Source organism: Streptomyces sp. NPDC059861 (genome assembly GCF_042731435.1).
Lineage (GTDB): Bacteria > Actinomycetota > Actinomycetes > Streptomycetales > Streptomycetaceae > Streptomyces.
In genome coordinates this window covers 25335-51124 of the sequence record NZ_JBHWJQ010000016.1, presented here as the reverse complement: position 1 = coordinate 51124, position 25790 = coordinate 25335, and the positions used below count along the sequence as shown (strand labels likewise).

24 protein-coding genes and 2 pseudogenes are annotated in these 25790 nt (G+C 70.5%); 19 read left to right on the top strand and 7 right to left on the bottom strand.

All coding sequences use genetic code 11. The features are described from left to right. Positions 1-81: 81 nt before the first annotated feature. Positions 82-534 (bottom strand): YbhB/YbcL family Raf kinase inhibitor-like protein, encoded by a 453-nt coding sequence (locus ACFV6X_RS16485; protein WP_385383558.1) that lies wholly within the window; start codon positions 532-534, stop codon positions 82-84. Between the two features lie 67 nt (positions 535-601). Further along, entirely contained in the window at positions 602-1708 is a 1107-nt protein-coding gene (locus ACFV6X_RS16480; RefSeq protein WP_385383556.1) for a CapA family protein, read from the bottom strand. Positions 1709-1815: 107 nt separating this feature from the next. Here ACFV6X_RS16480 and ACFV6X_RS16475 point away from each other — a divergent pair, with 107 nt between their 5' ends. From ACFV6X_RS16475 to ACFV6X_RS16455, 5 genes and pseudogenes are all read left to right on the top strand, one after another. Next, positions 1816-2781 (top strand): pirin family protein, encoded by a 966-nt coding sequence (locus tag ACFV6X_RS16475; protein ID WP_385383553.1) that lies wholly within the window; start codon positions 1816-1818, stop codon positions 2779-2781. 13 nt (positions 2782-2794) lie between these two features. Further along, a pseudogene (locus tag ACFV6X_RS16470) lies at positions 2795-2974 on the top strand (DUF1062 domain-containing protein); the annotation flags it as partial. A gap of 111 nt (positions 2975-3085) precedes the next feature. Continuing rightward, the gene (locus tag ACFV6X_RS16465; RefSeq protein WP_385383551.1) at positions 3086-3991 is read left to right on the top strand and encodes a LysR family transcriptional regulator; all 906 of its coding nucleotides are present in this window, start codon (positions 3086-3088) and stop codon (positions 3989-3991) included. Between the two features lie 145 nt (positions 3992-4136). Next, a complete protein-coding gene (locus ACFV6X_RS16460) occupies positions 4137-4610 on the top strand; it encodes a VOC family protein (RefSeq protein WP_385383548.1) in 474 nt (157 codons plus the stop codon). Between the two features lie 36 nt (positions 4611-4646). Further along, positions 4647-4868 (top strand): DUF2180 family protein, encoded by a 222-nt coding sequence (locus tag ACFV6X_RS16455; RefSeq protein WP_385383545.1) that lies wholly within the window; start codon positions 4647-4649, stop codon positions 4866-4868. Positions 4869-5009: 141 nt separating this feature from the next. Here the strand turns inward: ACFV6X_RS16455 and ACFV6X_RS16450 are convergent. Further along, a pseudogene (locus ACFV6X_RS16450) lies at positions 5010-5186 on the bottom strand (LLM class flavin-dependent oxidoreductase); the annotation flags it as partial. A gap of 195 nt (positions 5187-5381) precedes the next feature. Between ACFV6X_RS16450 and ACFV6X_RS16445 the strand changes: the two are divergent. From ACFV6X_RS16445 to ACFV6X_RS16435, 3 genes are all read left to right on the top strand, one after another. After that, the gene (locus ACFV6X_RS16445) at positions 5382-6101 is read left to right on the top strand and encodes a hypothetical protein (RefSeq protein ID WP_385383543.1); all 720 of its coding nucleotides are present in this window, start codon (positions 5382-5384) and stop codon (positions 6099-6101) included. Between the two features lie 168 nt (positions 6102-6269). After that, the gene (locus ACFV6X_RS16440; RefSeq protein WP_385383540.1) at positions 6270-6653 is read left to right on the top strand and encodes a hypothetical protein; all 384 of its coding nucleotides are present in this window, start codon (positions 6270-6272) and stop codon (positions 6651-6653) included. Between the two features lie 108 nt (positions 6654-6761). Continuing rightward, a complete protein-coding gene (locus ACFV6X_RS16435; protein WP_385383538.1) occupies positions 6762-7187 on the top strand; it encodes an SsgA family sporulation/cell division regulator in 426 nt (141 codons plus the stop codon). 55 nt (positions 7188-7242) lie between these two features. Here the strand turns inward: ACFV6X_RS16435 and ACFV6X_RS16430 are convergent, their stop codons facing one another. Together ACFV6X_RS16430 and ACFV6X_RS16425 are read right to left on the bottom strand one after the other, a co-directional pair. Further along, positions 7243-9303: an FAD-binding protein gene (locus tag ACFV6X_RS16430; protein ID WP_385383535.1), complete on the bottom strand. Its 2061-nt coding sequence runs from the start codon at positions 9301-9303 to the stop codon at positions 7243-7245. Continuing rightward, on the bottom strand, positions 9300-10199 hold the full coding sequence (locus ACFV6X_RS16425; protein WP_385383532.1) for an LLM class flavin-dependent oxidoreductase: 900 nt from the start codon (positions 10197-10199) through the stop codon (positions 9300-9302). Before ACFV6X_RS16425 ends, ACFV6X_RS16430 begins: the two co-directional genes overlap by 4 nt. A 64-nt stretch (positions 10200-10263) precedes the next feature. Between ACFV6X_RS16425 and ACFV6X_RS16420 the strand changes: the two genes are divergently transcribed. Beyond that, complete coding sequence (locus ACFV6X_RS16420; protein WP_385383529.1) at positions 10264-10611, top strand: winged helix-turn-helix transcriptional regulator; 348 nt, start codon at positions 10264-10266, stop codon at positions 10609-10611. A gap of 48 nt (positions 10612-10659) precedes the next feature. On the opposite strand, the gene ACFV6X_RS16415 is transcribed toward ACFV6X_RS16420, so the two are convergent. Then, positions 10660-11178 carry a hypothetical protein gene (locus ACFV6X_RS16415; RefSeq protein ID WP_385383526.1) on the bottom strand — a complete coding sequence of 173 codons (519 nt, stop codon included), beginning with the start codon at positions 11176-11178 and terminating at the stop codon, positions 10660-10662. Positions 11179-11350: 172 nt separating this feature from the next. Next, the gene (locus tag ACFV6X_RS16410) at positions 11351-15670 is read right to left on the bottom strand and encodes a GH92 family glycosyl hydrolase (protein ID WP_385383523.1); all 4320 of its coding nucleotides are present in this window, start codon (positions 15668-15670) and stop codon (positions 11351-11353) included. Positions 15671-16051: 381 nt separating this feature from the next. Between ACFV6X_RS16410 and ACFV6X_RS16405 the strand changes: the two genes are divergently transcribed. From ACFV6X_RS16405 to ACFV6X_RS16360, 10 genes are all read left to right on the top strand, one after another. Continuing rightward, positions 16052-16756 carry a LuxR C-terminal-related transcriptional regulator gene (locus tag ACFV6X_RS16405; RefSeq protein WP_385383520.1) on the top strand — a complete coding sequence of 235 codons (705 nt, stop codon included), beginning with the start codon at positions 16052-16054 and terminating at the stop codon, positions 16754-16756. Between the two features lie 726 nt (positions 16757-17482). Next, positions 17483-18331: an oxidoreductase gene (locus ACFV6X_RS16400; RefSeq protein ID WP_385383517.1), complete on the top strand. Its 849-nt coding sequence runs from the start codon at positions 17483-17485 to the stop codon at positions 18329-18331. 50 nt (positions 18332-18381) lie between these two features. Then, positions 18382-19263, top strand: coding sequence for a helix-turn-helix domain-containing protein (locus tag ACFV6X_RS16395; protein WP_385383514.1), 882 nt, complete (start codon positions 18382-18384; stop codon positions 19261-19263). Positions 19264-19565: 302 nt separating this feature from the next. Beyond that, on the top strand, positions 19566-20426 hold the full coding sequence (locus ACFV6X_RS16390) for a class II fructose-bisphosphate aldolase (RefSeq protein ID WP_385383511.1): 861 nt from the start codon (positions 19566-19568) through the stop codon (positions 20424-20426). 4 nt (positions 20427-20430) lie between these two features. Then, on the top strand, positions 20431-21288 hold the full coding sequence (locus tag ACFV6X_RS16385; RefSeq protein WP_385383508.1) for an HAD-IA family hydrolase: 858 nt from the start codon (positions 20431-20433) through the stop codon (positions 21286-21288). A 22-nt stretch (positions 21289-21310) separates the two neighbouring features. Further along, positions 21311-21967, top strand: a complete 657-nt coding sequence (gene dhaL / locus ACFV6X_RS16380; protein ID WP_385383505.1) for a dihydroxyacetone kinase subunit DhaL — start codon at positions 21311-21313, stop codon at positions 21965-21967. A gap of 72 nt (positions 21968-22039) precedes the next feature. Further along, positions 22040-23035 carry a dihydroxyacetone kinase subunit DhaK gene (gene dhaK, locus ACFV6X_RS16375; protein ID WP_385383502.1) on the top strand — a complete coding sequence of 332 codons (996 nt, stop codon included), beginning with the start codon at positions 22040-22042 and terminating at the stop codon, positions 23033-23035. An 87-nt stretch (positions 23036-23122) separates the two neighbouring features. Then, positions 23123-24079 (top strand): alpha/beta fold hydrolase, encoded by a 957-nt coding sequence (locus ACFV6X_RS16370; RefSeq protein WP_385383499.1) that lies wholly within the window; start codon positions 23123-23125, stop codon positions 24077-24079. Between the two features lie 118 nt (positions 24080-24197). Then, positions 24198-25319 (top strand): PP2C family protein-serine/threonine phosphatase, encoded by a 1122-nt coding sequence (locus ACFV6X_RS16365; protein WP_385383496.1) that lies wholly within the window; start codon positions 24198-24200, stop codon positions 25317-25319. Between the two features lie 64 nt (positions 25320-25383). Beyond that, positions 25384-25734, top strand: a complete 351-nt coding sequence (locus ACFV6X_RS16360; protein WP_365448617.1) for a tetratricopeptide repeat protein — start codon at positions 25384-25386, stop codon at positions 25732-25734. The last annotated feature ends 56 nt before the right edge of the window (positions 25735-25790 follow it).

Here is a 25790-nt window from a genome sequence, read left to right as displayed (position 1 = left end):
ACTACCCGTTCTGACCTGCCCCGATCCGCTCCGGCCCGGCGCCCCTCGAGTCCGTGAGGCGGCTTCCGCGCGGGCCCGGTCTCAGCGCCGGTAGAGGCCCACCAGCGTGCCGTCGGCCACCTCCCTTTCACCGACCGTCTCGCGCACCTGTGCGGCGTTCGGCGCGTCGGGGAGCGCGCAGGGTTCCGACAGGGCGTAGAGCCGGAAGAAATAGTGGTGGGCGTCGTCGCCCGGCGGCGGATGCGGGCCGCCCCAGCCCCGTTCGCCGTAGCCGTTGACGAGTTCGGTGCCGCCGGGCGGGACCTTACCCGCGTCGACACCCTCGCTGCGGGGATCGATGCCGACCACGATCCAGTGCGCGAACGTGCCCGACGGGGCGTCGGGGTCCTCGCACAGCAGCACCAGCTCCGTCGCGTCGTCCGGGACGCCGCTCCACGCCAGCGGGGGCGAGACGTTCTCCCCCTCGTACGCGTAGTGCCGCGCGATGAAGGAGTGGTCGTCGAATGCGCTACTTCTGATGTCGATGCCAGCCATGAGGTCCGAGTAACCGCGCAGGGACCAGAACTCACGTGCCGCACGGTGCCCAGGCGTCGCCGGGGGTTCACCGCGCCAGCGTCAGCGTCCCGTCGGGCGCCGGATCCACGTGGACGCCCGCGCTGATCCGGTCGAGGATGCCGCACAGCCATCTGCGGTCACGCTCGGGCGCGGCCTCCAGCCGCATCCGCCGGGCCCGCAGCGGCACCATCCGCAGGCCGGTCAGGCGCCCGGTGTCCGCTTCCAGCGTGGCGAGGTGGGCGAGGCGGAGGTCGTCGCGGTACTCCTCGTTGCCGGGGATGCCCTCGTAGTCGTCGACGAAGTCGCCGCAGCCGTAGAGGATCAGCCGGTCCCGGTAGACCTCCAGCGGGCGGGGGTGATGCGAGGAGTGGCCGTGGACGAGGTCGACACCGCCGTCCACCAGGGCGTGCGCGAAGCGGACCTGGTCGCGGGGGACGAGATAGCCCCAGTTCGAGCCCCAGTGCACGGAGACGACCACGAGGTCACCGGCCCGCTTGACCCGTCGTACGCGCTGCACGACGGCCTCCGCCGCGCCCGGTGAGGGGCCGGCGGCGTACGCGAGGCCGGGCTGTGCGTCCCCGGTCGCCGCCCAGCCGGGCGGGATCCCGCTGGAGCGGGTGCCGAGGGCGAGGACCAGGACGCGGCCGCCGGTGCGGAGCGGGACCACGGCGGGGGCCCGCGCACCGTCGGCGTCGCGACCGGCGCCCGCCGTCCGCAGACCGGCGCCGTCGAGCGCGTCCAGGGTCTCCTCCAGGCCGGGCCGGCCGAAGTCCAGGACGTGGTTGTTGGCCAGCACGCAGACGTCGGGGCGGGCGACGGTGAGCGCGGGCAGGTTGGCCGGGTGCATGCGGTAGTGCACCTGTTTGCCGGGCGCGAAGGAGCCACCGCTCGTCACGGCCGTCTCCAGGTTCACGATCCGGACGTCCGGCGCGGCCTCGTCCAGTACCGGCAGCGCCTCGCCCCACGGCCATGCCGGGCCGACCGGCACGGGGATCGGGCCGCTGACCGCCTCGGCCAGCGCCACGTAGTCGCGGGCGTCCGTGACGTACCCCTCCCGCAGCCCAGGATCGCCGGGGTGCGCGAGGATCTGGTCCACGCCGCGCCCGAGCATCACGTCCCCGCACAGGAACAGCGTCACGACACCGCGGCCCACACCTCCAGCCTAGGTGTCCCCGGGTGTCCAGGGCGGTCCTGACGACGGCACGTGCCACGGCACCGGACTGCCTGCGCCGCCGTCCCCGCACGGCTAGGTTGTGCCGCATGAGCAACCTTGACCGCGCGCCCGTGCCCAGCGTGTGCGGCGGACGCGGATTCGTCGTCGCCGAACCTGTCCGCGAGCTGCTGAGTCCGCGGCACGTACAGCTCGGTGAGTCGACCGAGGTGCGCAGGCTGCTGCCGAACCTCGGCCGGCGCATGATCGGCGCGTGGGCCTTCGTCGACCACTACGGTCCCGACGACATCACAGACGAGGCCGGCATGCAGGTGCCCCCGCATCCGCACATGGGGCTCCAGACGGTCAGCTGGCTGCACGAGGGCGAGGTGCTGCACCGGGACTCGACCGGCAGCCTGCAGACGATCAGGCCGAAGGAGCTCGGGCTCATGACCTCGGGCCGGGCGATCAGCCACTCCGAGGAGAGCCCGAAGCCGCACGCCCGGTTCCTGCACGGCGCCCAGCTCTGGGTCGCGCTGCCGGACGCCCACCGCCACACCGACCCGCGGTTCGAGCACCACGCCGAGCTGCCCACGGTCACCGCGCCGGGCCTCACGGCGACCGTCCTGCTCGGCGACATCGACGGCGCGACGTCGCCCGGCACGACGTACACCCCCCTGGTGGGCGCCGATCTCGCGCTCACCCGCGGCACGGACGTCCGGCTGCCGCTCGTACCCGACTTCGAGTACGGGGTGCTGTCCATGTCCGGCGAGGTGCACGTCGACGGCGTGCCGGTGCTGCCGGGTTCGATGCTCTACCTCGGCTGCGGCCGCACCGAACTGCCGCTGCGCGCAGAGTCGGACGCGGCCGTGATGCTCCTCGGCGGCGAACCGTTCGCGGAGGAGCTGATCATGTGGTGGAACTTCGTCGGCCGTTCCCAGGAGGAGATCGTGCGGGCTCGCGAGGACTGGACGAAGGGGACGCGTTTCGGTGACGTGAAGGGCTACGACGGAGCCCCGCTGCCCGCCCCGGAACTGCCGCCGCTGCCGCTGAAGCCACGAGGAAGGGTGCGCTGAGCTCGGCGGGAAGATCGACGTGACGGTCCGCTTCGCGGCGCGGATCCCTGTCCGGCCGGTGCGGCTGATCGCTGAAGGGTGCGGTCTTCCGCGGGCCGAGGTGGAGCGAGCGATCACGGAGAGGAAGCTCGTTTCGGCCGTCCGGCTGAGCGGCAGGCTCTCCGGCGACTTCACCTTCACGCTCGAGCGCTGAGCCCTCCTCGGGACCCGGGGCCTGTCCGGCGGGAGCCGCCGGACAGGGCCTCCACGGGGCATGACCGAAAGAGGTTCCCCTCGGACGTGACCCGAGGGGATAATGGTCATCGTGAACATCGAGGCGTTGCGTTACGCCCAGGCTGTCTCGCGGACGAAGTCCTTCAGTGCCGCCGCGCGTGCCTACGGGGTGACTCAGCCGGCGCTGTCGAACGGCGTCGCCCGGCTGGAGGACGAACTCGGCGTCAAGCTCTTCGACCGCTCACCCCGCGGAGTCAGACCCACCGCGCACGGCGCGCAGACCCTGCTTCTCATCGACCAGGTCCTCAGCGCCCTCGACAACCTTGTCGCCGAGACCCGGCGGCTGGCCTTTCCGGTCACCGACACGATCCGCATGGGTGTGTCACCGATCATCGGGGCCGACCTGGTCGCGCGGGCGTTCCAAGCCGCCCGCACCCTGAAGCGCCCGCGCGACCTGGTCCTCAGGGAAGCGGACCTCGACCCCCTGAGCGTCGACCTCCGAGAAGGTCGCCTGGACATCGTCCTCGTCCCCGCCGTGCCCGGCATGCCCACGCTCCGGCACCGTGTCATCGCCCGCGAGCCGGTGGTCGTCGTCGACCCCGCCGCCTCCCGGGACGAAAACCCGGTGGAGCTCAAGGCCGTGGCGGACGCGGCCTTCATCCTCGGGCCCAGCACCTGCGGACTGACCACCTTCACCACCGACCTCTTCCGCGGCCACGACCTCCCACTGCTCACGTACCCGGGAGAGGCCGCCAGTTTCCGGGCCGTGGACGAATGGGCGGCCATGGGCCTCGGTGCGGCACTCCTGCCCCGCTCCAAAATCACGCACGAGCACACGAGCTGCCGTCCCCTCCTCCAGGCCGGGGAACCCGTCGAGATCGCGTACGAGGCCGTCTGGGACTGCGAGACACCCCTCGGGGCCGACCTGGACGAGTTCGTCATGGCGCTCACGGAGGCCGGGGAGGTCCCACCGGCCCCGGGCGACACGGCACCCTGACGGCGGGCGTGGCTCCGGAATGCGCCCCCGTCATGGTCGAGAGAGACTGGGAAAGCGACGACCGGCCGCCTTCGTGAGCCTCTCCACCAGTGGCGAAGCACCACATGGGGATGGTGAGAGTCCCGATTCCCAGAAGGTGAAAAAGATGGATCTGAAGTTCGAAGTCGTCGTGCTGCCCGTCTCCGACGTCGATCGGTCCAAGAACTTCTACGAGTCGCTGGGATTCCGGATGGACGTCGACAACACGTTCAGCGACGACTACCGACTGGTGCACCTCACACCACCCGGCTCCCAGTGCTCGATCATCTTCGGCAAGGGAACGATCTCCGCCACCCCCGGATCCGCCCAGGGCCTGTACCTCATCGTCTCGGACGTCGAACAGGCCCGCGCGGAACTCGTCGACCGCGGCGTCGAGGTGAGCGAGGTGTTCCACGACGCCGGAGGGCTCCTCCACCACGGCCACGAGGCCGGGGACGCCGTTCACAGCGGCGCCGGGCAGGAGCGCCTCTCCGGGCCGCACCCCGACCGCACCTCCTATGCCTCCTACGCCACCTTCAGCGACCCGGACGGCAACGGCTGGGTGCTTCAGGAGATCACCGAGCGCCAGCCCGGCCGGTGACAACGCCCTGGGTCAGATCCAGAAAGGTCGGCCGCCATGAATTGCTACGACTGCGCCGCTGACGCGCTTCGACCGGTCCAGTCCCCCGCTGTGGCCGTCTGCGCCCGGTGCGGGGCCGGGATGTGCAGCGGGCATCTGCATGCCACCAGAGTTCCGATTCCCGGCACTGCCGGCGCCTCCGCCCAGGCACCCGAGGCCAGACGGATGACGTGCGGAATCTGCTATGAGGCGGAGCGTGCGGCCGCAGGTCTTGCCTAGCGGTGCACGTCAGTTCTCGCCGGCGGGTGGATCGGCGAGGATGCCCTTCATCAGACCTGTGGACTGCCCGACCTCGACGAGATAGCCGTCAGGGTCGCGCAGGTAGCACCGGATCTCGGCTGCGGTCGATCGGTGGCGTGAGGAATTCGGCGCCCCTGGCGGGTTGTGGTGCTCGCCCGTGGCGAACACATCGAGTCCGACCTCCTCGGCCTTGCGCGCGATGGCGACGGTGGCCTGGATGCGCTCCGACTCGGTGGGGGTGAGCCCTGTCGTGGGGTCGGGCGTGACGTCGCCGACGGTGAAGATGCCGAACTGCATCCCAGACGCTTCGGAAGATTCCATTCCGAGCTCCCTCTGGCTGACTGCCCGGGCTCCCTCCCATCTTGTCACTCACCACCCCGTCCCGCAGAGGCCCTCCACGTCGGACCGGCGCGCGCCCGACGGTGGTCGCATCGCGCGAGGATCCGGCGCGCCTGACGGGACCGGCCGGCGAGGGCACCTATAGAGGTGCACATGAACGAGCTGCTCACCCGAGCCATCGAAGCCCACGGCGGGGCCACACGCTGGAATCAACTGACCGAGGTGCGGGCCACCCTCGTCAGCGGTGGCGAGTTGTTCGCCGCCAAGGGCCTGCCGCAGGATTCCGCCGCACGCGAGATGACCGTCCGGCTGCACGAGGAACACGCGTCGGTGAAGCCCTTCGGCGCCCCCGACCAGAGGACCGACTTCACTCCGGGACGGGTGGGCATCGAAAAGCTCGACGGGCGCGTGGTGGCGGAACGCGAGGATCCTCGCGCGTCCTTCGCCGGTCACACCCTGCAGACCCCCTGGGACCCGCTGGACCGCGCCTACTTCAACGGTTACGCGTTGTGGACCTACCTCACCACCCCCTTCCTCCTGGCCATGCCCGGCTTCACCGTCACCGGGATCGACCCCTGGCAGGAGGCCGACGAAAGCTGGGCAGGGCTGCGCGCGACCTTCCCACCCGAAATCGCCGGCCACAGCACCGAGCAGGACTTCTACTTCGGCGCCGACGGCCTCCTGCGCCGTCACGACTACCACGTCGACATCGCGGGCGGATTCGCCGCCGCGCAGTACGTCCACGACTACGTGGAAGCCGACGGCATCCTGCTCCCCACCAAGCGCCGGGCGCACCGCCGCGCCCCCGACGGCCGCCCCGTGCCGGACCAGCTCATGGTCTGGATCGACCTCAGCGACGTCCGCTTCGTGTGAGGGGGCGACACCCGCCGGCACCCTGCGCGAGCCCTCCTCCATAGCCTGCACCCGCCTGTGAGCAGCTTCACCTCGCACATGGAGAAACATGAGGGGGCCCTCAGTTACGCTGGGCCGGGAGAGAACGTGAGGACCCCCTCCGGTTCAGCGAAGCACAGGGAGACGACCATGAAGAAGCTCATCAAGCGACTGCCGATCGCCGCCGCGTCCGTGGCCATCGCGGGCGGCGCGATCCTCGGAGCCGGAGGCACGGCATCGGCGGCGACCCCGGACGCCGGGCACGACCGAGGCTCGTACCAGGAGCGCGACGACGGGCGCGACGGACACCGCGCCCGGTACTCGGACGACGACCACCGTGACCACTACCGGACCTGGCGCTACGACCACGACCACCGTGACGACGCACGGGACCGGCACCACCACGTGCAGTACCGCTGGGACGGTCACCGCCTCCACCAGCTGGTGGACGGCCGCTGGATCGATGTGACGCCGTCCCGCAACGGCGAGGTGGACCGCTGGTACGTGGACCAGGTGCTCGCGTTCGCGCGCTGAGGCCGCCACGTTTCAGGAATCGCGGTACGGAGACGCAACTCATGCGGGGGCGGCTCCGTACCGCCTGCTGCGTTCTCCCTCTCACGCGGGGGTACAACGGATGGAATCATGGAATCGACCAGAACCACAGAGATCGACCTGCCCGTGCAGTTGGTGCGGTCCTTCACCGAATCCGTTCCTGTCCGGATGCGGCTGCACTACGCCGCCCACGATCCCTATGCCCTCACGGCCACCTTCGGCGCCGCGGACGGCAGCGGGTCGGTGGAGTGGGTCTTCAGCCGTGATGTGATCGCCGAGGGTCTGACGCGCCACGCCGGTCAGGGCGACGTCCGGGTGTGGCCGGCGGCCATCGGCCCCGGGCGCGACGTGGTGTACATCGCGCTCGACTCGCCCGCGGGTTCGGCCCTGCTCGAGGCTCCCCTGCTGGACATGAAGTCCTTTCTGAGCAGGACGCGGTCCATGGTGCCGCTGGGGGCCGAGTCCGAGCAGTTCGACATGGACGCCGAGCTGGCACACCTTCTGGCGGACAGCTGAGCATTCCGCGGCCGTCGTCGCGCCGCATGTCCCGCCTCCCCGGCGGCCGACCCCCTCAGCAGTCGTCCGCCACGCAGCACTCGAGCGCTTCGATGGTCTGTCTGACCTGCTGAGGGCTGAGCGGCGGCTCGGGCAACTCGTGGGCGCAGCCCGCGCGGAAGGCGTCCAGCATCAAGGAGAGGTGACGGCGCCAGGCGCGGGGGGCGACGGTCCGCGTGGCCTGGATGATGCCTTCCAGGGACCAGGCGACGAAGGCGATGTCCTCCGGGGTGACGTCAGCGCGCACGACACCCTGCTGCTGGGCCCTGTGAAGGATCCCGATACCCATCTCCCTGACGCGCTCGTTGAGCTGCCCACTGCGGGTGTTCACCGGCAGCCGGGCGGCGGCCATGGCGTTGAACGCGCGGTCACACGCCTGCAGTTCGCAGAACCGCTCCAGGTAGGAGCAGAACCCTTCCCAGGCGTCATCCATGGCGGCCGCCTCTTCGGCGGTGTCCAGGAGAGAGGTGAACTTCTCGGCGAAGAGCTCCTCGACCAGGGCGAGCCGGGTCGGGAAATGCCGGTAGAGCGTTCCGATCGCGACGCCGGCCTGGCGGGCGATGCCCTCCAGGGACGCCTCCAGACCCTGCTCCGCGAAGGCCACGCGCGCCGCCGCCACGATCGCGTCGCGATTGCGCTGGGCGTCACGCCGTCGCGGCTTGGCCTGAGCCTCTTGCGCGCGGGACACGGTTCGCTCGGTCATGCGCCCAGCGTAACATGAGGCACCCCTCCAGATCGGGCTCGCTTCGAGGTCGTCGGCCGTGTCAGGCCGCGGCCAGGAACGCAGGACGCCCTCGGGGTCATAGCGCTTCCACAGGTCGGCCACGCGGGCGCCGGTCGGTCCAGGGTAGAAATGGGCGAACGCCGTCTGGTCGGGGGAGCTCTCGAAGTTGACGTAGGCGCCGTCCATGAAGGGGGCGAGCGGCGCCCAGCCGGTGCGCAAGGTGCCTCGCGCGTCCGGTGGGAACCCCGCGCCGATGACGAGGACGTTCTGATGGCGATGCGCGAACGCGGTGGCGGCGGAATCCGGATCGTGGGTCGCGCCGCCGAGCGAGCGCATCTGCACGAGGATCGGGTCGCGGGCCGCCGACGCCTTCACCAGGGCGCTTGCGGCGCCCGCGGACATCTCGGCGAGAAGTCCGTTGGTGGTTCTGGCCGGCATCTGCCCGGTGTTCTCGTGGAGGTGGAGGGGTGACACCAGGTCGGTGTAGGGGACGAGGTGGGCCTGCTGCCCCATCACGTCGCCGACCTCCAGAAGAGGTTCGAGCGCCTCGCGGATGACAGACGGGCTGTCCGAGGCCACGACGGCCGTGATGACGGCCACGGTGGAGCCGTCGTTCTGCGACGCCAGCCTGACCTCCGTCGACAGCTCGCGCGGCGCCCGAGCCATGACGTCGGCCCAGCGCCGCAGCGTCTCCCCGGCCGGATCCACCGCCGTGACCAGCTGCGCATGGCCGACGTCACGGAGGTCCATGGCCTCGATCTCGAAGGCGACCGCGACGCCGGCGCCCGCACCGGCTCCACGCATGACCCACAGCAGGTCGGGCTCGTTTCGGGCATCGGCGCGGACGATCGTCCCGTCGGCCAGGACGACCTCGAACGCGCGCACGTGGTCGATGGTGAGCCCGTACTTCCGTACCAGCCAGCCGACACCACCGCCGGTCGCGATGCCGCCGACACCGACGTTTCCGTGGTCGCCGGAACTGATGGCGAGCCCGTGCGAGGCGAGCGCCTGGGCGACCTGGGCCCAGCGTGCGCCCGCCTCGACCCGGACCAGTCGGGTGCGACGATCGAGGACGTCGACACGGTTCAGCGCTCTCAGGTCGATGACGAGCCCGTCGTCGTTCGTGCCGGTGCCTGCCAGACCGTGACCCCCACTGCGGACCGCGACCGGAAACCCTCTGTCCCGCGCGAACCGCAGCGCCGCCGCGACGTCCCGCGCGGATTCGGGCAGGACCACGACGGCCGGCCGGCCGACCGTCGTGTAGGTGGAGCGGACCCGCTGGTAACGCCTGTCGCCGGGCGTGACGATCTTGCCCGCGAGTTCCGTCGGCGCGTCGCCGACACCTCCGCTCATCGCCCGCCCCGGATCTTCGCGACGCTCTCGCGCACCGCCGGCACGACCTCGTCGGCGAAGCGGGCGAGCTGCTGCTCGGGGTCGGCGGCCGGCCAGAGGACGAACGTGTCGAAGCCGAGCTCGACGGTCCACTCGGTGAGGGTGTCCACCCACCGCGACACGTCACCGACGAGGCCGGGAGCGCCTCCGTGGCTGCCGATCACACCGATCACGTTGTAGACGCGCCGCAAGGTCCTCGGATCGCGGTCGGCCCCGGCGGCCGCCTCGTCGATGATCCGCTGGCGTGCGGGCACCTCGCGCGGAGGGACGTAGATGTTCAGCGGTGAGATCCAGCCGTCCGCCTGCTGACCGGCCAGGGTGAGCATGCGGCGCTTCTGCGCTCCGAGCCAGAGCTCGACGGGCCTGGGGGGCACCGGTCCGGCCTGGTACCCGCCGATGCTGTGATACGGGCTGTGCAGCCGCACGGCGTCCCCGTTCAGGGCCTTTCGCAGCAGCCCCAGCGACTCCTCGGCGAAAGCCACCATGTCGTGGCCCCGTCGAGCCGGCCCACCCATCGAGGCGATGGCGTCGGGGATGCCGCCCCCGCCGACACCGAGCCGGACACGTCCGCCGGTGAGCACACTCAAGGACGTGGCGGCCTTGGCGAGCATCACCGGCGGCCGCAGCTGCAGGTCGGCGACGTCGGTGAGGAAGGAGATGCGGTCCGTGAAGGCGGACAGGTGCGAGATCAGGGTCCAGGCGTCGAGGTGGCCTGGCTGGTACGGGTGGTCCTGGACGGCGAGGAGGTCCAGGCCGCGGTGCTCCGCCGTCCGCGCGAGCCGCAGGGTCCGCGGCCACGTCTGGGCAGCGGGGTCGAGACTCACGCCGAAGGAGAGCGGGCGTTCGTAGTCGGTCATGCCTCCACGATGCGTGGAACCATTCGCCCGGCCAAATGTCGAGTAAGGTGCTAATCTTTTGTAAGTGGACTCCATTCATGACGACACCTGCCCGAGCTTCGAGGCCACCCTCGAACTCGTCGGACGCCGCTGGACGGGCTCGGTACTGCACGCCGCCGGCCGGGGCGCCCGGCGCTTCGGCGAGTACCGCGCGCTGATCAGCGGGATCTCCGATCGCCTGCTCTCCCAGCGGCTCAAGGAGCTGGAAGCCGAGGGCCTCATCGAGCGCACCGTCATCCCCTCGACGCCCGTGCAGATCCACTACCGGCTGGCACCGGAGGGCCAGGAACTGGTGGAGGCCCTGATGCCGCTCGGGCGGTGGAGCATGCGGCGTTCCGGCACCCGGGGCCCGGGATGGGTCCCGGTCGCTTAGGTGGACGTGAACGGCACTTCGGCTCCGCCGAGTCCGTGCAAGCCTCCGTCAGCGGCGCCCGGGAGCCGGAGCCTGGTAGAGACCTCGTCCGACCCGATGCGCCCGGGAGGTGGCGACGAGGCGGTCGAGGGTACTGCGAACGGCGTTGATGCTGCCCGCGGTCCCATCGCGGCCAAGGGCTTCGGCGACATCCCGGGCCCGCAGGACAGCACCGGGTTTGCTGGTGAGCACGGCGATCACTTGTTCCGTGAAGCCGCGGCCCTGCAGATCGGGCACCGAGTGGCCCGTCTTCGCCGCGCGTTCGCTTCCCGTCCCCGCACCCTCGGCGGGCGCACCTTCGGCAGGTGCACCGTCGACCCGAGCCGGCGCGGCCGACGGAAGGGTGTGCAGTGCGGCCAGGGCTCCCCGGATGGATTCCATGTGGCTCGAGACGACTGCCAGTTGCGCCTGCACCGACTGCTGCTGCATGTAGAGCTCTTCTTGCTGCTCCTCCAGTTGAACCAGCTCCGACTGAAGCAACGCCGTCACCGTTTCGATGCTGTTCGCCGTCGGTCCTGGCGCTGACATGTGTGCTCCCTGCTCCTGAGTCTCTCCCCGCGACGAGCATAGGGCGGCCCGTCCTGGTCGGCGGCGGGGGTGAGTACGGGGCCGTGGTGCGGGCGTCGTCGAGCGAGCGACCTGCCGGACTCCGCAGGGACGTCCGGCAGGCCACTTGGCTCATCGACCGACGAGCACCTCGTCAGTGTGTGGAGCGTGGCCGTCCGGGCACGGCCACCCCGTCCTCCGTCACGTACTTGGTTCCGTCGTCGTACTTGGTGATGGTGAAGGCGTCCAGCACCTCGCCGACCTCCTTGTCGGTGGTCGACCGGTCGTCCCACTTCGCGGCCACGACGGCCTCGTAGCGCAACTGGTTCTTCGTGACCTTGATGCCCTGGAAGGTCGAGGTGTGACCGGCGCGCACGACCTCGGTGGCGCCGTTGCGCTTCCACACGCTCTCGTTCTCGGGGGCCAGTTCGTAGTACTTCGGGCCGGAGACCGCCACGGTGTAGACGGGTCCGGTGGTCACGCCGGGAGTGCCGGTGGCGTCCGAGTCGACGTAGCCGCGCGAGTACACGTGGTCGTGACCCATGAGCACCAGGTCGATGTCGTTGCGCTGGAAGACCGGGAGCCACGCGTCACGGACCGGCTTCTCGTCCCGGCCCTCGGCGGCCGAGAACACCGGCTGATGGAAGACCGCCACCGCCCACTTGTTGGGGTTGTTCTCCAGGACATGGTCCAGCCAGCGCCCCTGGAGTTCGAGCCACAACTTCTCCGGATCGGGGCAGTCCTGGCTGCACACGGGCAGCCAGGGCGGCGTCATCATCGAACGGGCGTCACCGGTGCTGGCGTTGAGGGTGATGAACCTGACGCCCTGGTAGTCGGTGTAGTACGCGGTCTCCGCGATCACCTCGGCCATGTGGGCCTCGTAGACCGCGCGCCGGCGCTCGGCAGGGGTGGTGCCGGCGACCTTGTCCGCTCGCGGACCGTTGTCCGGGAACTCGAACGTCGACTTCCAGGTGCGCAGGAAGGTGTCGCCCGAGTACTCGTGGTTGCCCGGGGCGGCGATGACGTTGGTGGTCTGGCTGTAGCCGTTCATGGCGCCGAACCAGTCGCGCCACTCGCTGTCGTTGCCGCTGGAGTTGATCAGGTCGCCCGCGTTGACGCTGCCGACGGCGTCGGGGTAGCGCTCGTAGGCCTGCTTCACCACCGGCGCCCACTTCGACGACAGGTCGTTCTGGGCGTCGCCGAAGTAGAGGAAGGTGAAGTCCTCACCGGGGCGCTCGGCCGTGGTGAAGGTGTGGACCGGGCTGAACCACTCGCCCGTGCCGACCTGGTACTCGTACGCGGTGCCCGGCCGCAGGCCGCTCATGACGCCGGAGTGCGTGCGGGTCGGGACGCCCGCGCTGACGAGTTCCTCGTTGCCGCGCGCCTCGGCGGTGCGCCAGTCGCGGTCGCCGGCCTTGCGGAACCGCACCTCGCCCGCGGTCACACCGGCGCCGGTGCGCCAGGTGACGGCCTGCGAGGAGTGCGGCGTACCGGTCGGGGTGAGCACGATCCGCTCGGAGGTCGTGCCGGGGACCTGGAGACCCTGCTTGGTGGTCAGCGCGACGTCGAAGACGTGCATGATGCCGCGGTCGGTGCTCTGGGGCAGGACGACCGAGGCGACGCGCTTGGACGGGTCGAGCAGCCGGGGCACGGTGCCGAAGACCTTGGTCTCCACCGTGTCGCTGCCGCCGGCGGCGCGGTTGCGGCCGACGGTGGTCACCAGCGGGGTATTGCCGAACTGGTAGTTGGTGCCCGGGGTCCAGTCGGTGAACTGCACACCCACCTGCTGGGTGGAGCCGTCGGTGTACTCGACGACCGCGGTGCCCTGGGAGGGACCGTTGGTGGCCAGGCCCAGGAAGGAGACGCCGGTCGCCCGCACGCCGCCCATGTCGACGCGCTGGCCGTGGGGGATCCAGTTGTCGGGCCGGCCCGGCGCCGTGTCGGGCCAGGTGAAGGTGACTCCGGTGTCGCCGTGCGGGATCCGCGCGCCGGGGGCGGCGCCGGCCGCGGCGAGGCGCTCGCGGGAGAGGGAGTTGTCGCTGACGTCCAGCGACCCCGTGTTGCCCGCGCCGTCCGGCGTGGTGCCCACGTTGTTCCGCGCGTCGCTGCCGTCGGTGTACGACGGGGGCACGTCCGACTGCCGGGCGCCCCAGGTGCCCTGGCGCGTCGACATGGTCAGGCGGATGTCGCCGCCCTCGCGGGCGAAGTCCTCACCCAGCCAGGAACGGGTGGTGGGGCGGCCGTCGACCTTCATGCCGGTGACGTACGGCTTCGTGGCGGCGCCGTCCGCGTCGATCTCGATGCGGCGCCGGCTGTCGGCGCTGTCGATCACGACACGGTCGAACCGCGGGCCGCTGACGACCAGGTCGGCGGTGCCGGGGATGGCCGGGTAGAGGCCGACGTTGGCCCACACGTACCAGGAGCTGAGCGACCCGAGGTCGTCGTTGCCCGGCAGACCGGAGGGCGTCGTGTCGTACATCTGGGTGGAGGCTCGGCGCAGGGCGTCACGGGCCTTGTTCGGCTGGCGAAGCCAGTGGTAGACGTACGGCGCGCCGAAGCTCGGCTGGTTGCTGAGGTAGGCGCCGCGGGTGTTGTAGACACCCGCGTCGAGGGCGCTGAGGTGTTCGTCCAGGGCGGTCGTGGAGATGTCCTGGCCGCCGCGCTTCTCGATCAGCGTGCCGACGTTGTGCGGGACCATCCAGCCGTACTGCCAGCCGGTGGCCTGCTCGAACTGGTCGCCGCGCTCACCGAGGTTGAAGCCGCGGTCGAAGCCGTTGCGGTCCCGGGGGCGGATGTGGCGGCTGGTCTCGTCGAAGACGTTCTGCCAGTTCTGCGCGCGGGCCATGTAGCGGTCGTACGCCGCCTTGTCGCCGAGACGCTTGGCGAGCTGGGCGATGCCGAAGTCGTCGACCGCGTACTCGAGCGTCTTGGAGGTGGCCGCGTCCGCCTTGCGGTTCTCGATGAAGCCGACACTCATGTACTGGTAGCCGTGGCGGCGCAGCGTGCGGTCGGCGGGCAGCGTCTGGGTGGCCTTCATCGACTCCAGGGCGGCGCGGCGGTCGTAGTCGGTGCTGCCGAAGGCGTCGACGGAGGACAGCAGGGACTGGAGCGAGTCGCCGCTCATCTTCTGCTGGAGCTGGTTCAGGTGCGGCCAGTTGGGCCACTTCCCGCTCTGCGTCACCATGTCGGTGATCGACTGGTTGACGTCGCTGCCGACCTTCGGGAAGAGCAGCGCGACGAGCTGCGCCTGGCTGCGGTAGGAGTCCCAGCCGGCGTAGGTGACGTAGTGGTGACGTCCCTCGGCGACCTTGTGGACCTTGCCGTCGTACCCCTGGTAGTCACCGTTGACGTCGTCGAACGTGTTGGGGTGCAGCAGCGCGTGGTACAGGGCGGTGTAGAACTTCGTCCGCTCCTCGTCGGTGCCGCCGTCGACCCGGACGGTGTCCAGGGCGTCGCGCCAGCTGTCCTCGGCGTCCTCGCGGACGTCGTCGAAGTCGTCGCGTGAGGAGACCTCGTGGGCGGCGTTCTCGGTGGCGCCTGCGATGCCGACGTAGCTGAGGCCGACCTTGGAAGTGACCTTGGCGCCCTTGTCGAAGACGAGGTACGCGCCGGCGCCGTGCTTGGCCTCGGCGGCGCGCGCGGTGGCGGAGCCGGGGGTGACGTCGCCGCCCTCCCAGGTGCCGTACGAGCGGATCGGCTTGTCGAACGTGGCGGAGAAGTAGGCGCGGTAGCGCCCGCCCTCGTCGCAGATGGAGGCGGCCTCGACCCAGCCCTCGACGGTGTTGCCGTTCTTGACGGTCACCTCGCTGCCGAAGACCCGGTTGTTGGAGCCGGCGACGTCGAGGATCAGGGTGGAGCTGTCGGCCTCGGGGAAGTCGAAGGTGCTGACCGCGGTGCGGGTACTGGCGGTCAGCTCCGTTGTGACATCGTTGTCAGTCGTGACGGAGTAGTAGCCGGGTTCCGCTTCCTCACGGGCGTGGTCGAAGCCGAGGTAGTAGTCGGTGATGTCGCTTGCCGGGCTGGTCGGCAGGGCGCCGTCCGGCAGCGCCCCCGTGTACGGCAGCAGCGGGAAGTCGAAGCCGCTGAAGCGGCCCTCGCAGCCGGTGCCGGACAGGCGCGTCATGCCGAAGCCGCGGAGCTTGTCGGCGGTGTACTCGTACCCGCCCTTCTGGTCGCGGTCGGAGGTCCGGTAGGTCACGGGGCTCGACTGCACCATGCCGAAGGGAACGGTCGCCCCGGGCCAGGTGTTGCCGTAGGCGCTGTTGCCCTTGTTCTGTGAAGCGTCGAGCCGGGTTCCGATGAACGGATCGACCGCGTCGAACGCGCTGATCGGGGACGCGGCTTCGGCACCGTGCGCGACGGGCGGAACAACGGCGAGGGAACTGAGGGCGAGTGCGGCCGCAGCGAGTCTGCGGCCGTGGGGCCAGGAGAAGGGCGTGCGCTTGAGGAGCGACCGCCCAGAGGATGTCCACATCTGGGATGCGGCGCCTTTCGATGAATGACCACTCGTCGTGGATGCGACGTCATGACCGACTCACGCTCACTGCCCAGGGGTTCGCTCGTCGGTCGTGCGAACGACAGCTTTGTGAACAGAGGCTGAAGAGAACCCCGACGCGACCGGTGACATGCGGTCCGCCGTCGATGGTGGGTTCCGGTGGCAGGCAGGTGACGGACGGCGCGTGAACACACGACACATGGAGTCGGTGTCGACCTTCACCGCCGTGTCGGGCGGTGGAGCCGCAACTCGTGTGGACGAGGCCGGTGTCGGCGAGGCAGACTGTCGAAGGTGATCAGGGCCCTCTCGCCTCGACCGGCCGATCGCAGCCCCAGCTCTTGAGAGTGGCGAAGACCTTCCATGCAACCACATGCCCTGCCCCGGGCCAGTTCGCGCGGCTCGTGCGACGAGGGTACCGACGGCACCCCGCTCCCCCATCGGCGCATCACACGGTCGCCGACCGTCGCCGTCCTGGCCGGCGACCCCCTCACACAACAAGGTGTGGTCGCCTACCTCCGCTCCCGCCCTCAGGTCGACGTCCTGGAGCGCGAAGACAGCGCGCGGGCGGACATGCTGGTCGTCCTCGACACCGATGTCACCTCCACCACCCTCGCCGAGATCCGAAGTGAGGCGCAGGGGTCGGCCAATGCGGAGATGCGGATCGTCCTGGTCGCCAACAGCATCACGGAGCGTCAGCTCAAGGACGTGATCGGCCATCGGCTGGTGGGCTTCCTGCCCCGCCGGCAGACGGGGATGCAGCAGATCCTTGCCGCGGTCCTGGACGGTTGGGCGGGTAACGCCCGTCTTCCGGCGGCGCTCGTGCGCAACCTGATCGAAGATCTGCGGGTGCTGCAGGGGGCAGGGGCCTCGCCGGTCGGGTTCACCGAGCGTGAGATCGATATTGTCAGGCTTCTGGCGGAGGGCTGGACGACCGAGGAGATCGCCGAAAAACTCGGCTACTCGGAGCGCACCATCAAGAACGCGCTCCACTCCCTGAACGTCCGGCTCGGCCTCCGTAACCGTGCCCATGCCGTGGGCCACGGCGCCCGGCTCGGCATCCTCTGACAGCAGTCCGGATCCTCGGTCGCTGACCGTTGGGGAAGTGTGGTCTTCCCGATCGTCCCCACTCTTCGCCGACGTGCAGTGTGTTCGGTTCTCCGCCAGTACCGTGGTGCGTAAGCGGGCCCGCCTGATCCCCCGTACAGTCGGGCCCGCGCCCCCTGTCCGCCCCTCGGTCCCCCGTGCGCCGGGTCGGTGGCAGTGTGACACCGTGGTGTGTTCCGGCGATCACACTGCCAACGTGCAGGGGCATGATCCGGATGTCGCCGGATGCTGGTACCGCGTTCCCCGGTCGGCGAGCGGATCGAAGGGATCACCCATGACCCCCGGCACGGCGGGAAACCTCCACGCCCCAGCGGTCGCCGCTCCTGCCCTCTCCTCGCCGGGCGAGCAGCGCTGCACCGGCCCTCTATGGGCTGCGTCAGCAGCGCCGGCCTCCAGCGCGTGAGCGATCGGTCGGCTTCCCTGGCCGGGTGCGCGCTGCTCGTCGCAGGCCTGGGCCCGTCGGTGCTGGGGTACGCCGACGCCGAGGCCGGTGTGTTCTTCGACGGCGCAGCCATGACAGGCGCCGGATCCGGCCTCTGCTTCATCGCCCCCGGCAGGGGTTCCAGGTCCCGAGGAGGACCTCAGGCACGGGCCCGTAAGCCTATGCACATCCTTCCCTGGCTGGTCACGGACGGGTGGCAGACGATTGACCTACGCGATGCACAGCTACTTGTGAGGGAGAGCTTCATGACTGTTTGGTTCATCACCGGCGCGTCCCGCGGGTTCGGCCTCGAACTCGCGCGCCAGGCACTGGAGCGGGGCGACCGGGTCGTCGCCACCGCCCGGCGGCCGGAGGGGGTGGAGCAGGCGCTGGCCGGTCACGGAGATCGTCTGCTGGCGGTCCCTCTGGACGTCACGGACGAAGCGCAGGCGGCCTCGGCCGTGCAGGCCGCCACGGACGTCTTCGGCGGAATCGACGTGCTGGTCAACAACGCGGGTCGCGGCGTGCTGGGTGCCGTGGAGGAGACGTCCGACGACGCCGCCCGCGCCGTGTTCGACACGAACGTCTTCGGCCTTCTCAACGTGACCCGGGCCGTGCTCCCCGTGATGCGGCGGCAGGGGCGTGGCCACGTCGTCAACCTCAGCTCCGTCGGGGGATTCAACGGCGTGGCCGGATTCGGCGTCTACTGCTCCACGAAGTTCGCCGTCGAGGGCCTGTCCGAGGCACTGCACCAGGAAGTCTCACCGCTGGGGCTCAAGGTCACCGTCGTCGAGCCCGGATACTTCCGCACCGATTTCCTGGACGGCACCAGCCTTCACGTCGCGGAGCGGGTCATCAGTGACTACGAGGCCACGGCCGGCGCCGTGCGTGGAGCCGTGCCGGGTCTCAACCATGCCCAGCCGGGCGACCCGGTGAAGGGCGCCACAGCGATCCTCACGATCGTCGACGCCGACGAGCCGCCGCTGCGCGCGCAGCTCGGCAGTGACTGCGCGGACGCGATGGACCAGAAGGTCGCGCAGCTGGCCCAGGAGGCGCGCGCCTGGCGTTACTTGGCGCTCTCGACGGACCACGACGACGTCGCGGTGCGCGGCTGATCCGCTCGCCGTCGAAGTGCGCGGTCGAACTGATCGATGAGGAGTGTCACATGACCCAGCTGGGCGACTACCTACGTGCGTGCCGGGCGCGGATCCGCACCGAGGACGTGGGCCTGCCCGCCGTCGGCCGCCGGCGCGTACCGGGCCTGCGCCGGGAGGAACTGGCTTCTCTCGCCGGAATCAGCGTGGACTACATCGTGCGTCTCGAACAGGGCCGCGTGAAGTCCGCTTCACCGACGATTCTCCTGGCGTTGGCTGAAGCGCTGCATCTGCAGGCGGACGAGAAGGAATACCTGCTGCGGGTCGCCGCGGAGGACGCCACCGTCCCCGAGAGGTTCCGGCCGGCCGGCACGCGCGGGCAGCAGGTCTCCCCGGGCACCCGCGTGCTGTTGGAGAGCCTGGTCAATGTTCCTGCCCTGGTCCTCGGACGACGTATGGACATCCTCGCCTGGAACGAGCTCGGAGCGGCGTTGTTCACCGACTTCGCCGAGCTGCCGCAACGCCAGCGCAACCACATATGGCTGACGTTCCTGCATCCCCAGGTTCGCGGCATGTACGAGAACTGGGCGAAGGTCGCGCAGGAATGCGTCGCGTACCTGCGGATGGACGCCGCGCGGTATCCGGACGACCCCGAGCTCGCCCAGCTCGTCGGGGAGTTGTCCCTGAAGGACGACGACTTCGGCTCCTGGTGGTCCGGCCACCGTGTACGGGCCCAGCGGCAGGGACGCAAGAAGTTCCATCACCGGATCGCGGGCGAGCTCGACCTGGACTTCCAGGTGCTGGACGTCAGGGGTGGAACCGACCAGTCACTTCTGGTGTACACCGCTGAACCCGGCTCCGGCTCCGCCGAGGCCCTGACGTTCCTGGCCAACTGGATCACCACGCACAACCCTGCCGCGTCGGCCAGCACCACTCACAACAAAGAGGCCTGAACACCGGAAGCGGCGGACAGCCACGGTGACACCGAAGTGTGGTGTGTCGGTGTGAAGAAGCTGTCAGGGTGTCGGAAGAGACGCGGGTCGGCACACACGCGGATCACGCGGCCGTGGAGCCGACCTCGTCACCCAGGTCGTGGCGGCGCACCGTGTTCACGCGGACACCTTGGGTATCCGCCTGCGCCGACCCGGTGGGAACGGCGCAGGTCCGCGAGAAGGACGTGCCAGGGACTACGAGTGGCGGGGTGTCATGCGCGGGCGTCGAATGGAGGGGGAAGGGGCGGACACGTGGAGGCGCCGTGGGTGTGGAACCGCTGACCGAGATCCTCTCCGGGCCTTTCGAAGAGCGCTACGCCGTGCCGGCCATCAACGTCTTCAACGACCTCACGCTGGAGGCCGTGCTCGCGGCCGCCGTGGAGAACGCGTCGCCGCTGATCGTGCAGACCTCCGTGAAGACGGTCAGGTCGATCGGCAGTGACGTGCTCTTCGCCCTGTGGACCGCGATGACCGCCGGTATCGAGGTGCCTGTCACCCTGCACCTCGATCACTGTCCGGAGCGCGAGGTCATCACCGAGTGCCTGCGGCGGGGGTGGAACTCGGTGCTCTTCGACGCCTCCAGCCTGCCGGTCGAGGAGAACATGCGGCAGACCGTCGAGGTCGTCGCGGAGGCTCGTACGTACGGAGCCGCGGTCGAGGGCGAGATCGAATCGATCACCGGTGTGGAGGACGGCATCGGCAGTGACGTCGCCGCCGCGCGGCAGGACCTCGCGGTCGCGCTGGAGTTCCTGCGGACCACGCGGGTCGACGTCTTCGCACCGGCGATCGGGAACGCCCACGGGTCGTACAAGCAGGCGCCGGTGCTCGACGCCCAGCGCGTCTCCGACCTGGTGGCGGCCCATCCGGTACCGATCGCCCTGCACGGCGGCAGCGGACTGTCCGACGAGCAGTTCCGCGACCTGATCTCCCGGGGGTGCGCGAAGGTCAACATCTCGACCGCCCTCAAGGAGACGTACATGAAGTCGAATCTGGCCTTCCTGGAAACGGCTGCGGAGCGGCAGAAGTGGGATCCGCCGTCGCTGTTCCGGGCCGTACGTCAGGATGTCATCGAGTTGACCGGTTCCCTGATGCGGCTCTTCGGCAGCGCCGGTCGGGCGGGCTGAGGCCATGCCCGCGCTCATCTTCGACTGCGACGGGGTGCTCGCCGACACCGAACGCGACGGTCACCTGCCCGCCTTCAACGCGACCTTCGAGGAGTTCGGTCTGCCCGTGCGGTGGAGCGACGCGGAGTACGCGCAGAGGGTGAAGGTCGGTGGCGGCAAGGAGAGGATGCGCACACTGCTGACCCCCGAGTTCGTCGCCGCCGCCGGTCTGCCCGCCGACCCGGCCGCACTGGAGGAGCAGGTCGCCGCCTGGCACCGGCGCAAGACCGAGATCTACACCGGGATCATCCGCAGCGGAGACATCCCGCCCAGACCCGGCGTACGGCGGGTCGCCGAGCAGGCCCACGAGGCCGGGTGGACGCTCGCGGTCGCCTCCACCTCCGCGGAGGTGTCCGTCCGCAGCGTGCTCGAACTCGCCATGGGGCCCGAACTGGCCGCCCATTTCGGTGTGTTCGCCGGCGACCTGGTCCAGCGGAAGAAGCCCGCCCCCGACATCTACGCAGTCGCCGTGCGCCGGTTGGACCTCGATCCGGCGCGCGTCGTCGCGATCGAGGACAGCCGCAACGGCATGCTGTCCGCGCTCGGCGCGGGGCTGGCCTGCGCCGTCACCACCAGCGCCTACACCGAGGAGGAGGACTTCACCGGGGCACGCCTGGTGGTCACCTCGCTGGGCGATCCGCCCCCGAAGGAGACCGTCACCAGCGTGCTGAGCGATCCGCTGGGCGTCCGCCCGGGGCCGTGGATGGAGCTCGAGGACCTGGCCGCCCTGCTCCCCGACGGCGGCGACCACATCGCGTCGGGTCCGTCGGGAGCTGGGCCGCCGGACTTGGCGCCGCCCGGTCCGCCTCCTCCTTCGCACTGACACCGCGGCAGTCAGGAGAGTCATGTCCTCGCCATCGACACCCGTCGACGACCTCGCCTTCGTCGTCCGGACCATTGCCCGGACGGCGGTCGACAACGAGAAGGAATTCGGTGACCTCGACGCCGTCGCGGGTGACGGGGACTTCGGGTACTCGCTCGCGCGCGGCTTCGAGATCGTGCTCGCCGAGTGGGACACCCTGACATCGGACTCGCCGGCCGAATTCCTGAAGAAGGTCGCCCTGGTGATCTCCAAGCGGGTCGGCGGTACGTCGGGGCCGCTCTGGGGCACAGCCTTCCTGCGGGCGTCGGGGGCCGTGAAGGACCGGCCGGAACCGGCGGCCGCGGATGCCGTGGCCATGCTGCGAGCCGCGGCCGAGGGGATCAAGGCGCGGGGCAGGTCCGACCTCGGCGACAAGACGTTGCTGGACGCGCTGATACCGATGACCGACGCCCTGGAGCAGCGGTTGGCGGACGGCGGACCGGGAGCCGAGGCGGCAGAACTGGCCCGGCTGGCCGCCGAGACGGCCCGCACCGCGGCCGACGCCACGACCTCCATGCAGGCCCGGCGTGGCCGCCAGAGCTACACCGGGGAGCGCAGTATCGGCTCGCCGGACCCGGGCGCGGTGGCGGTCGCGGTGATGGCGGAGCGCGTCGCCGCCGAGTGGGAGGCACGCGACTGACGGCGGGCAGCGGGCCCCGCTCCCCGAATCGCACCTCAGCGGCGGGCACCGGCACCACGAAGGAGTTGCGGGATGAAGAAGTTCGTGAACGACCCCAAGGACTATGTCGCACAGATGCTGGAGGGGCTCGCCCTCGCCAACCCCGGCACCCTGAAGTACGTCCCCGAGTACAACCTGATCATGCGCGCCGACGCCCCGCAGGAGAACAAGGTCTCCCTCGTGCAGGGCTCCGGGTCCGGTCACGAGCCGGCACATGTGATGACCGTCGGCAGGGGGATGCTCGACGCGGCCTGCCCCGGCGACGTGTTCGCGGCGCCGCCGGCCGACTTCGTCTACGAGACGGTCAAGCTGGTCGCCTCCCCGAAGGGCGTTCTGCTGCTGGTCAACAACTACACCGGGGATCGGATGGCCTTCGAGATGGCCGAGGAGCTCTCCCAGGCCGAGGGGGTGACGGTCCGTACCCTCTTCATCGATGACGACGTGGCCGTACAGGATTCGACCTACACCGTCGGACGGCGCGGGGTGGCGGGCAACTTCTTCGTGATGAAGGCCGTCGGCGCCGCCGCCGAGCGCGGCGCGGACCTCGACGAGGTGCACCGGATCGGGGAGAAGGTCAACTCCGTCACCAGAACCATGGGCATGGCGCTCACCGCGTGCACGCCGCCCGCGAAGGGCTCCCCGCTGTTCGACCTGCCGGACGACGCGGTGGAGATGGGCGTGGGCATCCACGGCGAGCCGGGCCGGAAGCGGGAGAAGCTCCAGCCGGCCGACGCGATGGTGGGCGAACTCGTCAGCGCGGTGGTGGACGACCTCCCGTACTCCTCCGGCGACCGTGTCGCCCTGATGGTCAACGGCCTCGGCGGCACCCCGATCGGCGAGCTCTACCTGGTGTACGGACGAGCCCACAAGCAGCTGGCCGGGCGAGGCATCGAGATCGCGCGCAGCTACGTGGGCGAGTACTGCACCTCGCTCGACATGGCCGGCGCCTCCGTCACACTGGTCCGGCTGGACGACGAGATCGCCGAACTGCTCGCCGACCCGGCCGAGATCCCGATCCGCGTGTTCTGACGGACCCGGCCTCGGTGCGGCCGGACCGCCCCGTCGCGTCGCGCGTCCGGCACCGCGGCGAAGATCACGACGCGTACCCTCGGGCGCATGGTTGAGCATCGCATGGTCGACGTGAACGGGATCCGGCTGCACATCGCCGAGGAAGGCGAAGGCCCCCTGGTGGTGCTCCTGCACGGCTTCCCCGAGTCCTGGCACTCCTGGCACCGGCAGTTCGCTCCCCTGGCCGCCGCGGGATTCCGGGTGGTCGCCCCTGACCAGCGTGGCTACGGCCGCAGCGAGCACCCCGACGATGTCGACGCCTACAGCATCCTGCACCTGGTCGGCGACGTCGTCGGCCTGATCCGGGCCCTGGGCGAGGAGAAGGCGTACGTCGTCGGCCACGACTGGGGCGCGCCGGTCGCCTGGCACACCGCCCTGCTGCGGCCGGACATGGTGCTCGGGGTGGCCGGCCTGAGCGTGCCCCCTCCGTTCCGGGGCCCGGAGCCTCCGCTGGTCGCCATGGGCAGGAGGTTCGGCGGCCGCTTCTACTGGAACTACTTCAACCGCCCGGGTGTCGCCGACGCCGAGTTCGCCGCGGACACCCGCACCGCCCTGCGGAAGTTCATCTGCTGGGCTTCCGGCGAGGCCCCCCGCGCGGTCGAGCAGCCGCTGGTCGACCCCGAGGTGGGCTGGCTCGCGACCATGCCGGACCCCGGGACACTGCCCGAGTGGTTCACCGAGGACGATCTCGACGCGCTCACCGAGAGCTTCTCCGGCGGCTTCACCGGAGCGCTCAACTGGTACCGCAACCTGGACCGCAACTGGGAACTGACGGCCCCCTGGGACGGCGCCGTCGTCACCCCTCCCTCCCTGTACGTCTACGGCGACCGCGACGTCGTCCCCGCCTTCCCCGGCACGCCCGAACTCATCGCGAGGCTCCCCGCCCTGATGCCCGGCCTGCGGCGCGAGCCCCTCAAACTGGCGGGCTGCGGCCACTGGACCCAGCAGGAACGCCCGGCCGAGGTGAACGCCGCGTTCATCGAGTTCCTGACAGCCGTCGCCTGAGCCCGCGCCGGCGCTGCCGGTAGGGCCGCGACGTCACTTCCCGTGCTCTGCCCGCCATACGGGTGCCGACACACGTACCACCTGGGCCCGGCGCACGCGGGGCGAGTATTGCTGGCTCATGAGTTTCGATCTCCTGAGCGCGCGCGACGGGCGGCGACCGTTATGGGTTGCCGTGCCGCTGGTGCTGATCGCGGTCATCACCCTCGTGGATGTGCTGACACCGCCGCAGGTCCGCCTCAGCCCCTTCCTCGTCGTGGCGCCGGCGATCACCGCCTCCTTCGCCGGCGCCCGGCTCACCGCGGCTGTCGCGGCTCTGGCCCTGGGCGCGGAGGTCGCCGTCGACATGACTCAGGGACCGCCCGCCCTCAACCAGAGCGTGGCCACCCTCGCGCTGGCAGCCGTCTCCGCCGTCGTGGTCTTCTTCGCCTACCTGCGCGACCAGTACGCACGGCACTACCGCCACGCACGCTCCCTGGCCCTGACCGCCCAGAAGGCGGTGCTGCGGCCGCTGCCCGAACGTGCCGGCCCGCTGCACATCGCGTCCGTCTACCTCGCGGCCGAGGCCGAGGCGGTCATCGGCGGCGACCTGTACGCCGCCGCCCGCAGACCGCACAGCACCCGGCTCATGATCGGCGACGTGCGCGGCAAGGGCCTGGACGCCGTCGGTGAGGCCGCCCTCGTCCTGGGGGCGTTCCACGCCACGGCCCACCGCGAGCCCGGCCTGCCCACGCTCGCCGCGGCCGTGGACGGCGCGCTCGCCGCGACGCCCAGGACCCCGGACCGGGCGGCCGGGGAGGACTTCGTCACCGCACTGCTGCTCGACGTGCCCGACGACGCAGGCCCGATCAGCTGCCTCTCCTGCGGTCACCCCCCGCCGCTCGTCATCCGCGACGGCCACCCCGTGGAACCGGCGCTGCCCGACCCGGCCCCGCCGCTCGGTCTCGGCCTGGCGACCGCGTACGGCCGCACCGGATCCTTCCCCTTGGGGCCGGACGACGTCGTGCTGCTGTGCACCGACGGCGTCCTGGAGGCGCGGGATCGGGCCGGCGCGTTCTACCCCCTGCCCGACCGCATCCGCACCTGGCCCCGCGGTGACCCGCAGTCGCTCGTCTCCTTCCTCCGCGCCGACCTGCTGCACTACACCGGCGGCGGAAACCTCGGTGACGACGCCGCGCTCGTCGCCTTCCGGCGGGGCGACTCCCCGGACACCGGACGGACGCCTCGCGAGGGCCCGCCCTGACGCGCCCCAAGTAGTGGAATATTCAACCACTCGGGTCGGTTGAGTCGCTCGAAGGAGGTCAGGAGTGGACACGACGTACTACGACCACGGAACCGCGGCCGAACGCTGGGACCGCGCGCGGATGTTCTTCGACGCCAAGGAGTACACGGCGGCGGCACGCGTCCTGGACGGGCTGGTCGAGGAGGTGCCGGAGCAGACGGGACCGCGGCTGCTGCTGGCCCGCGCCTACTACCACTCGGCCCAACTGCGCCGCGCGGAGGACGAGTTGCGCACCATCGTGGAGCGCGACCCGGTGGAGCAGTACGCCCGGCTGATGCTGGGCCGTACGCTCGAACGCCAGGGCCGGCAGACGGAGGCGGAGCCGCATCTGCGGATCGCCGCCGCGCTCGCCGGTGACTTCGAGGAGCGCGTCTGACCGGTGCACTCACCCTGACGGCGATGCCGGCCCGGCCTCTTTCCGAGAGGCCGGGC

What these genes read in the sequence shown, in the direction of transcription:
- dhaK (WP_385383502.1), top strand. Translation starts at nt 22,040, where the DNA reads ATGAAGAAGTTCGTGAACGACCCCAAGGACTATGTCGCACAGATGCTG.
- ACFV6X_RS16430 (WP_385383535.1), bottom strand. Translation starts at nt 9,303, where the DNA reads ATGAGCGGAGGTGTCGGCGACGCGCCGACGGAACTCGCGGGCAAGATC.
- ACFV6X_RS16485 (WP_385383558.1), bottom strand. Translation starts at nt 534, where the DNA reads ATGGCTGGCATCGACATCAGAAGTAGCGCATTCGACGACCACTCCTTC.
- ACFV6X_RS16365 (WP_385383496.1), top strand. Translation starts at nt 24,198, where the DNA reads ATGAGTTTCGATCTCCTGAGCGCGCGCGACGGGCGGCGACCGTTATGG.
- ACFV6X_RS16385 (WP_385383508.1), top strand. Translation starts at nt 20,431, where the DNA reads ATGCCCGCGCTCATCTTCGACTGCGACGGGGTGCTCGCCGACACCGAA.
- ACFV6X_RS16440 (WP_385383540.1), top strand. Translation starts at nt 6,270, where the DNA reads ATGAAGAAGCTCATCAAGCGACTGCCGATCGCCGCCGCGTCCGTGGCC.
- ACFV6X_RS16455 (WP_385383545.1), top strand. Translation starts at nt 4,647, where the DNA reads ATGAATTGCTACGACTGCGCCGCTGACGCGCTTCGACCGGTCCAGTCC.
- ACFV6X_RS16415 (WP_385383526.1), bottom strand. Translation starts at nt 11,178, where the DNA reads ATGTCAGCGCCAGGACCGACGGCGAACAGCATCGAAACGGTGACGGCG.
- ACFV6X_RS16400 (WP_385383517.1), top strand. Translation starts at nt 17,483, where the DNA reads ATGACTGTTTGGTTCATCACCGGCGCGTCCCGCGGGTTCGGCCTCGAA.
- ACFV6X_RS16425 (WP_385383532.1), bottom strand. Translation starts at nt 10,199, where the DNA reads ATGACCGACTACGAACGCCCGCTCTCCTTCGGCGTGAGTCTCGACCCC.
- ACFV6X_RS16435 (WP_385383538.1), top strand. Translation starts at nt 6,762, where the DNA reads ATGGAATCGACCAGAACCACAGAGATCGACCTGCCCGTGCAGTTGGTG.
- ACFV6X_RS16395 (WP_385383514.1), top strand. Translation starts at nt 18,382, where the DNA reads ATGACCCAGCTGGGCGACTACCTACGTGCGTGCCGGGCGCGGATCCGC.
- ACFV6X_RS16475 (WP_385383553.1), top strand. Translation starts at nt 1,816, where the DNA reads ATGAGCAACCTTGACCGCGCGCCCGTGCCCAGCGTGTGCGGCGGACGC.
- dhaL (WP_385383505.1), top strand. Translation starts at nt 21,311, where the DNA reads ATGTCCTCGCCATCGACACCCGTCGACGACCTCGCCTTCGTCGTCCGG.
- ACFV6X_RS16370 (WP_385383499.1), top strand. Translation starts at nt 23,123, where the DNA reads ATGGTTGAGCATCGCATGGTCGACGTGAACGGGATCCGGCTGCACATC.
- ACFV6X_RS16445 (WP_385383543.1), top strand. Translation starts at nt 5,382, where the DNA reads ATGAACGAGCTGCTCACCCGAGCCATCGAAGCCCACGGCGGGGCCACA.
- ACFV6X_RS16410 (WP_385383523.1), bottom strand. Translation starts at nt 15,670, where the DNA reads ATGTGGACATCCTCTGGGCGGTCGCTCCTCAAGCGCACGCCCTTCTCC.
- ACFV6X_RS16405 (WP_385383520.1), top strand. Translation starts at nt 16,052, where the DNA reads ATGCAACCACATGCCCTGCCCCGGGCCAGTTCGCGCGGCTCGTGCGAC.
- ACFV6X_RS16460 (WP_385383548.1), top strand. Translation starts at nt 4,137, where the DNA reads ATGGATCTGAAGTTCGAAGTCGTCGTGCTGCCCGTCTCCGACGTCGAT.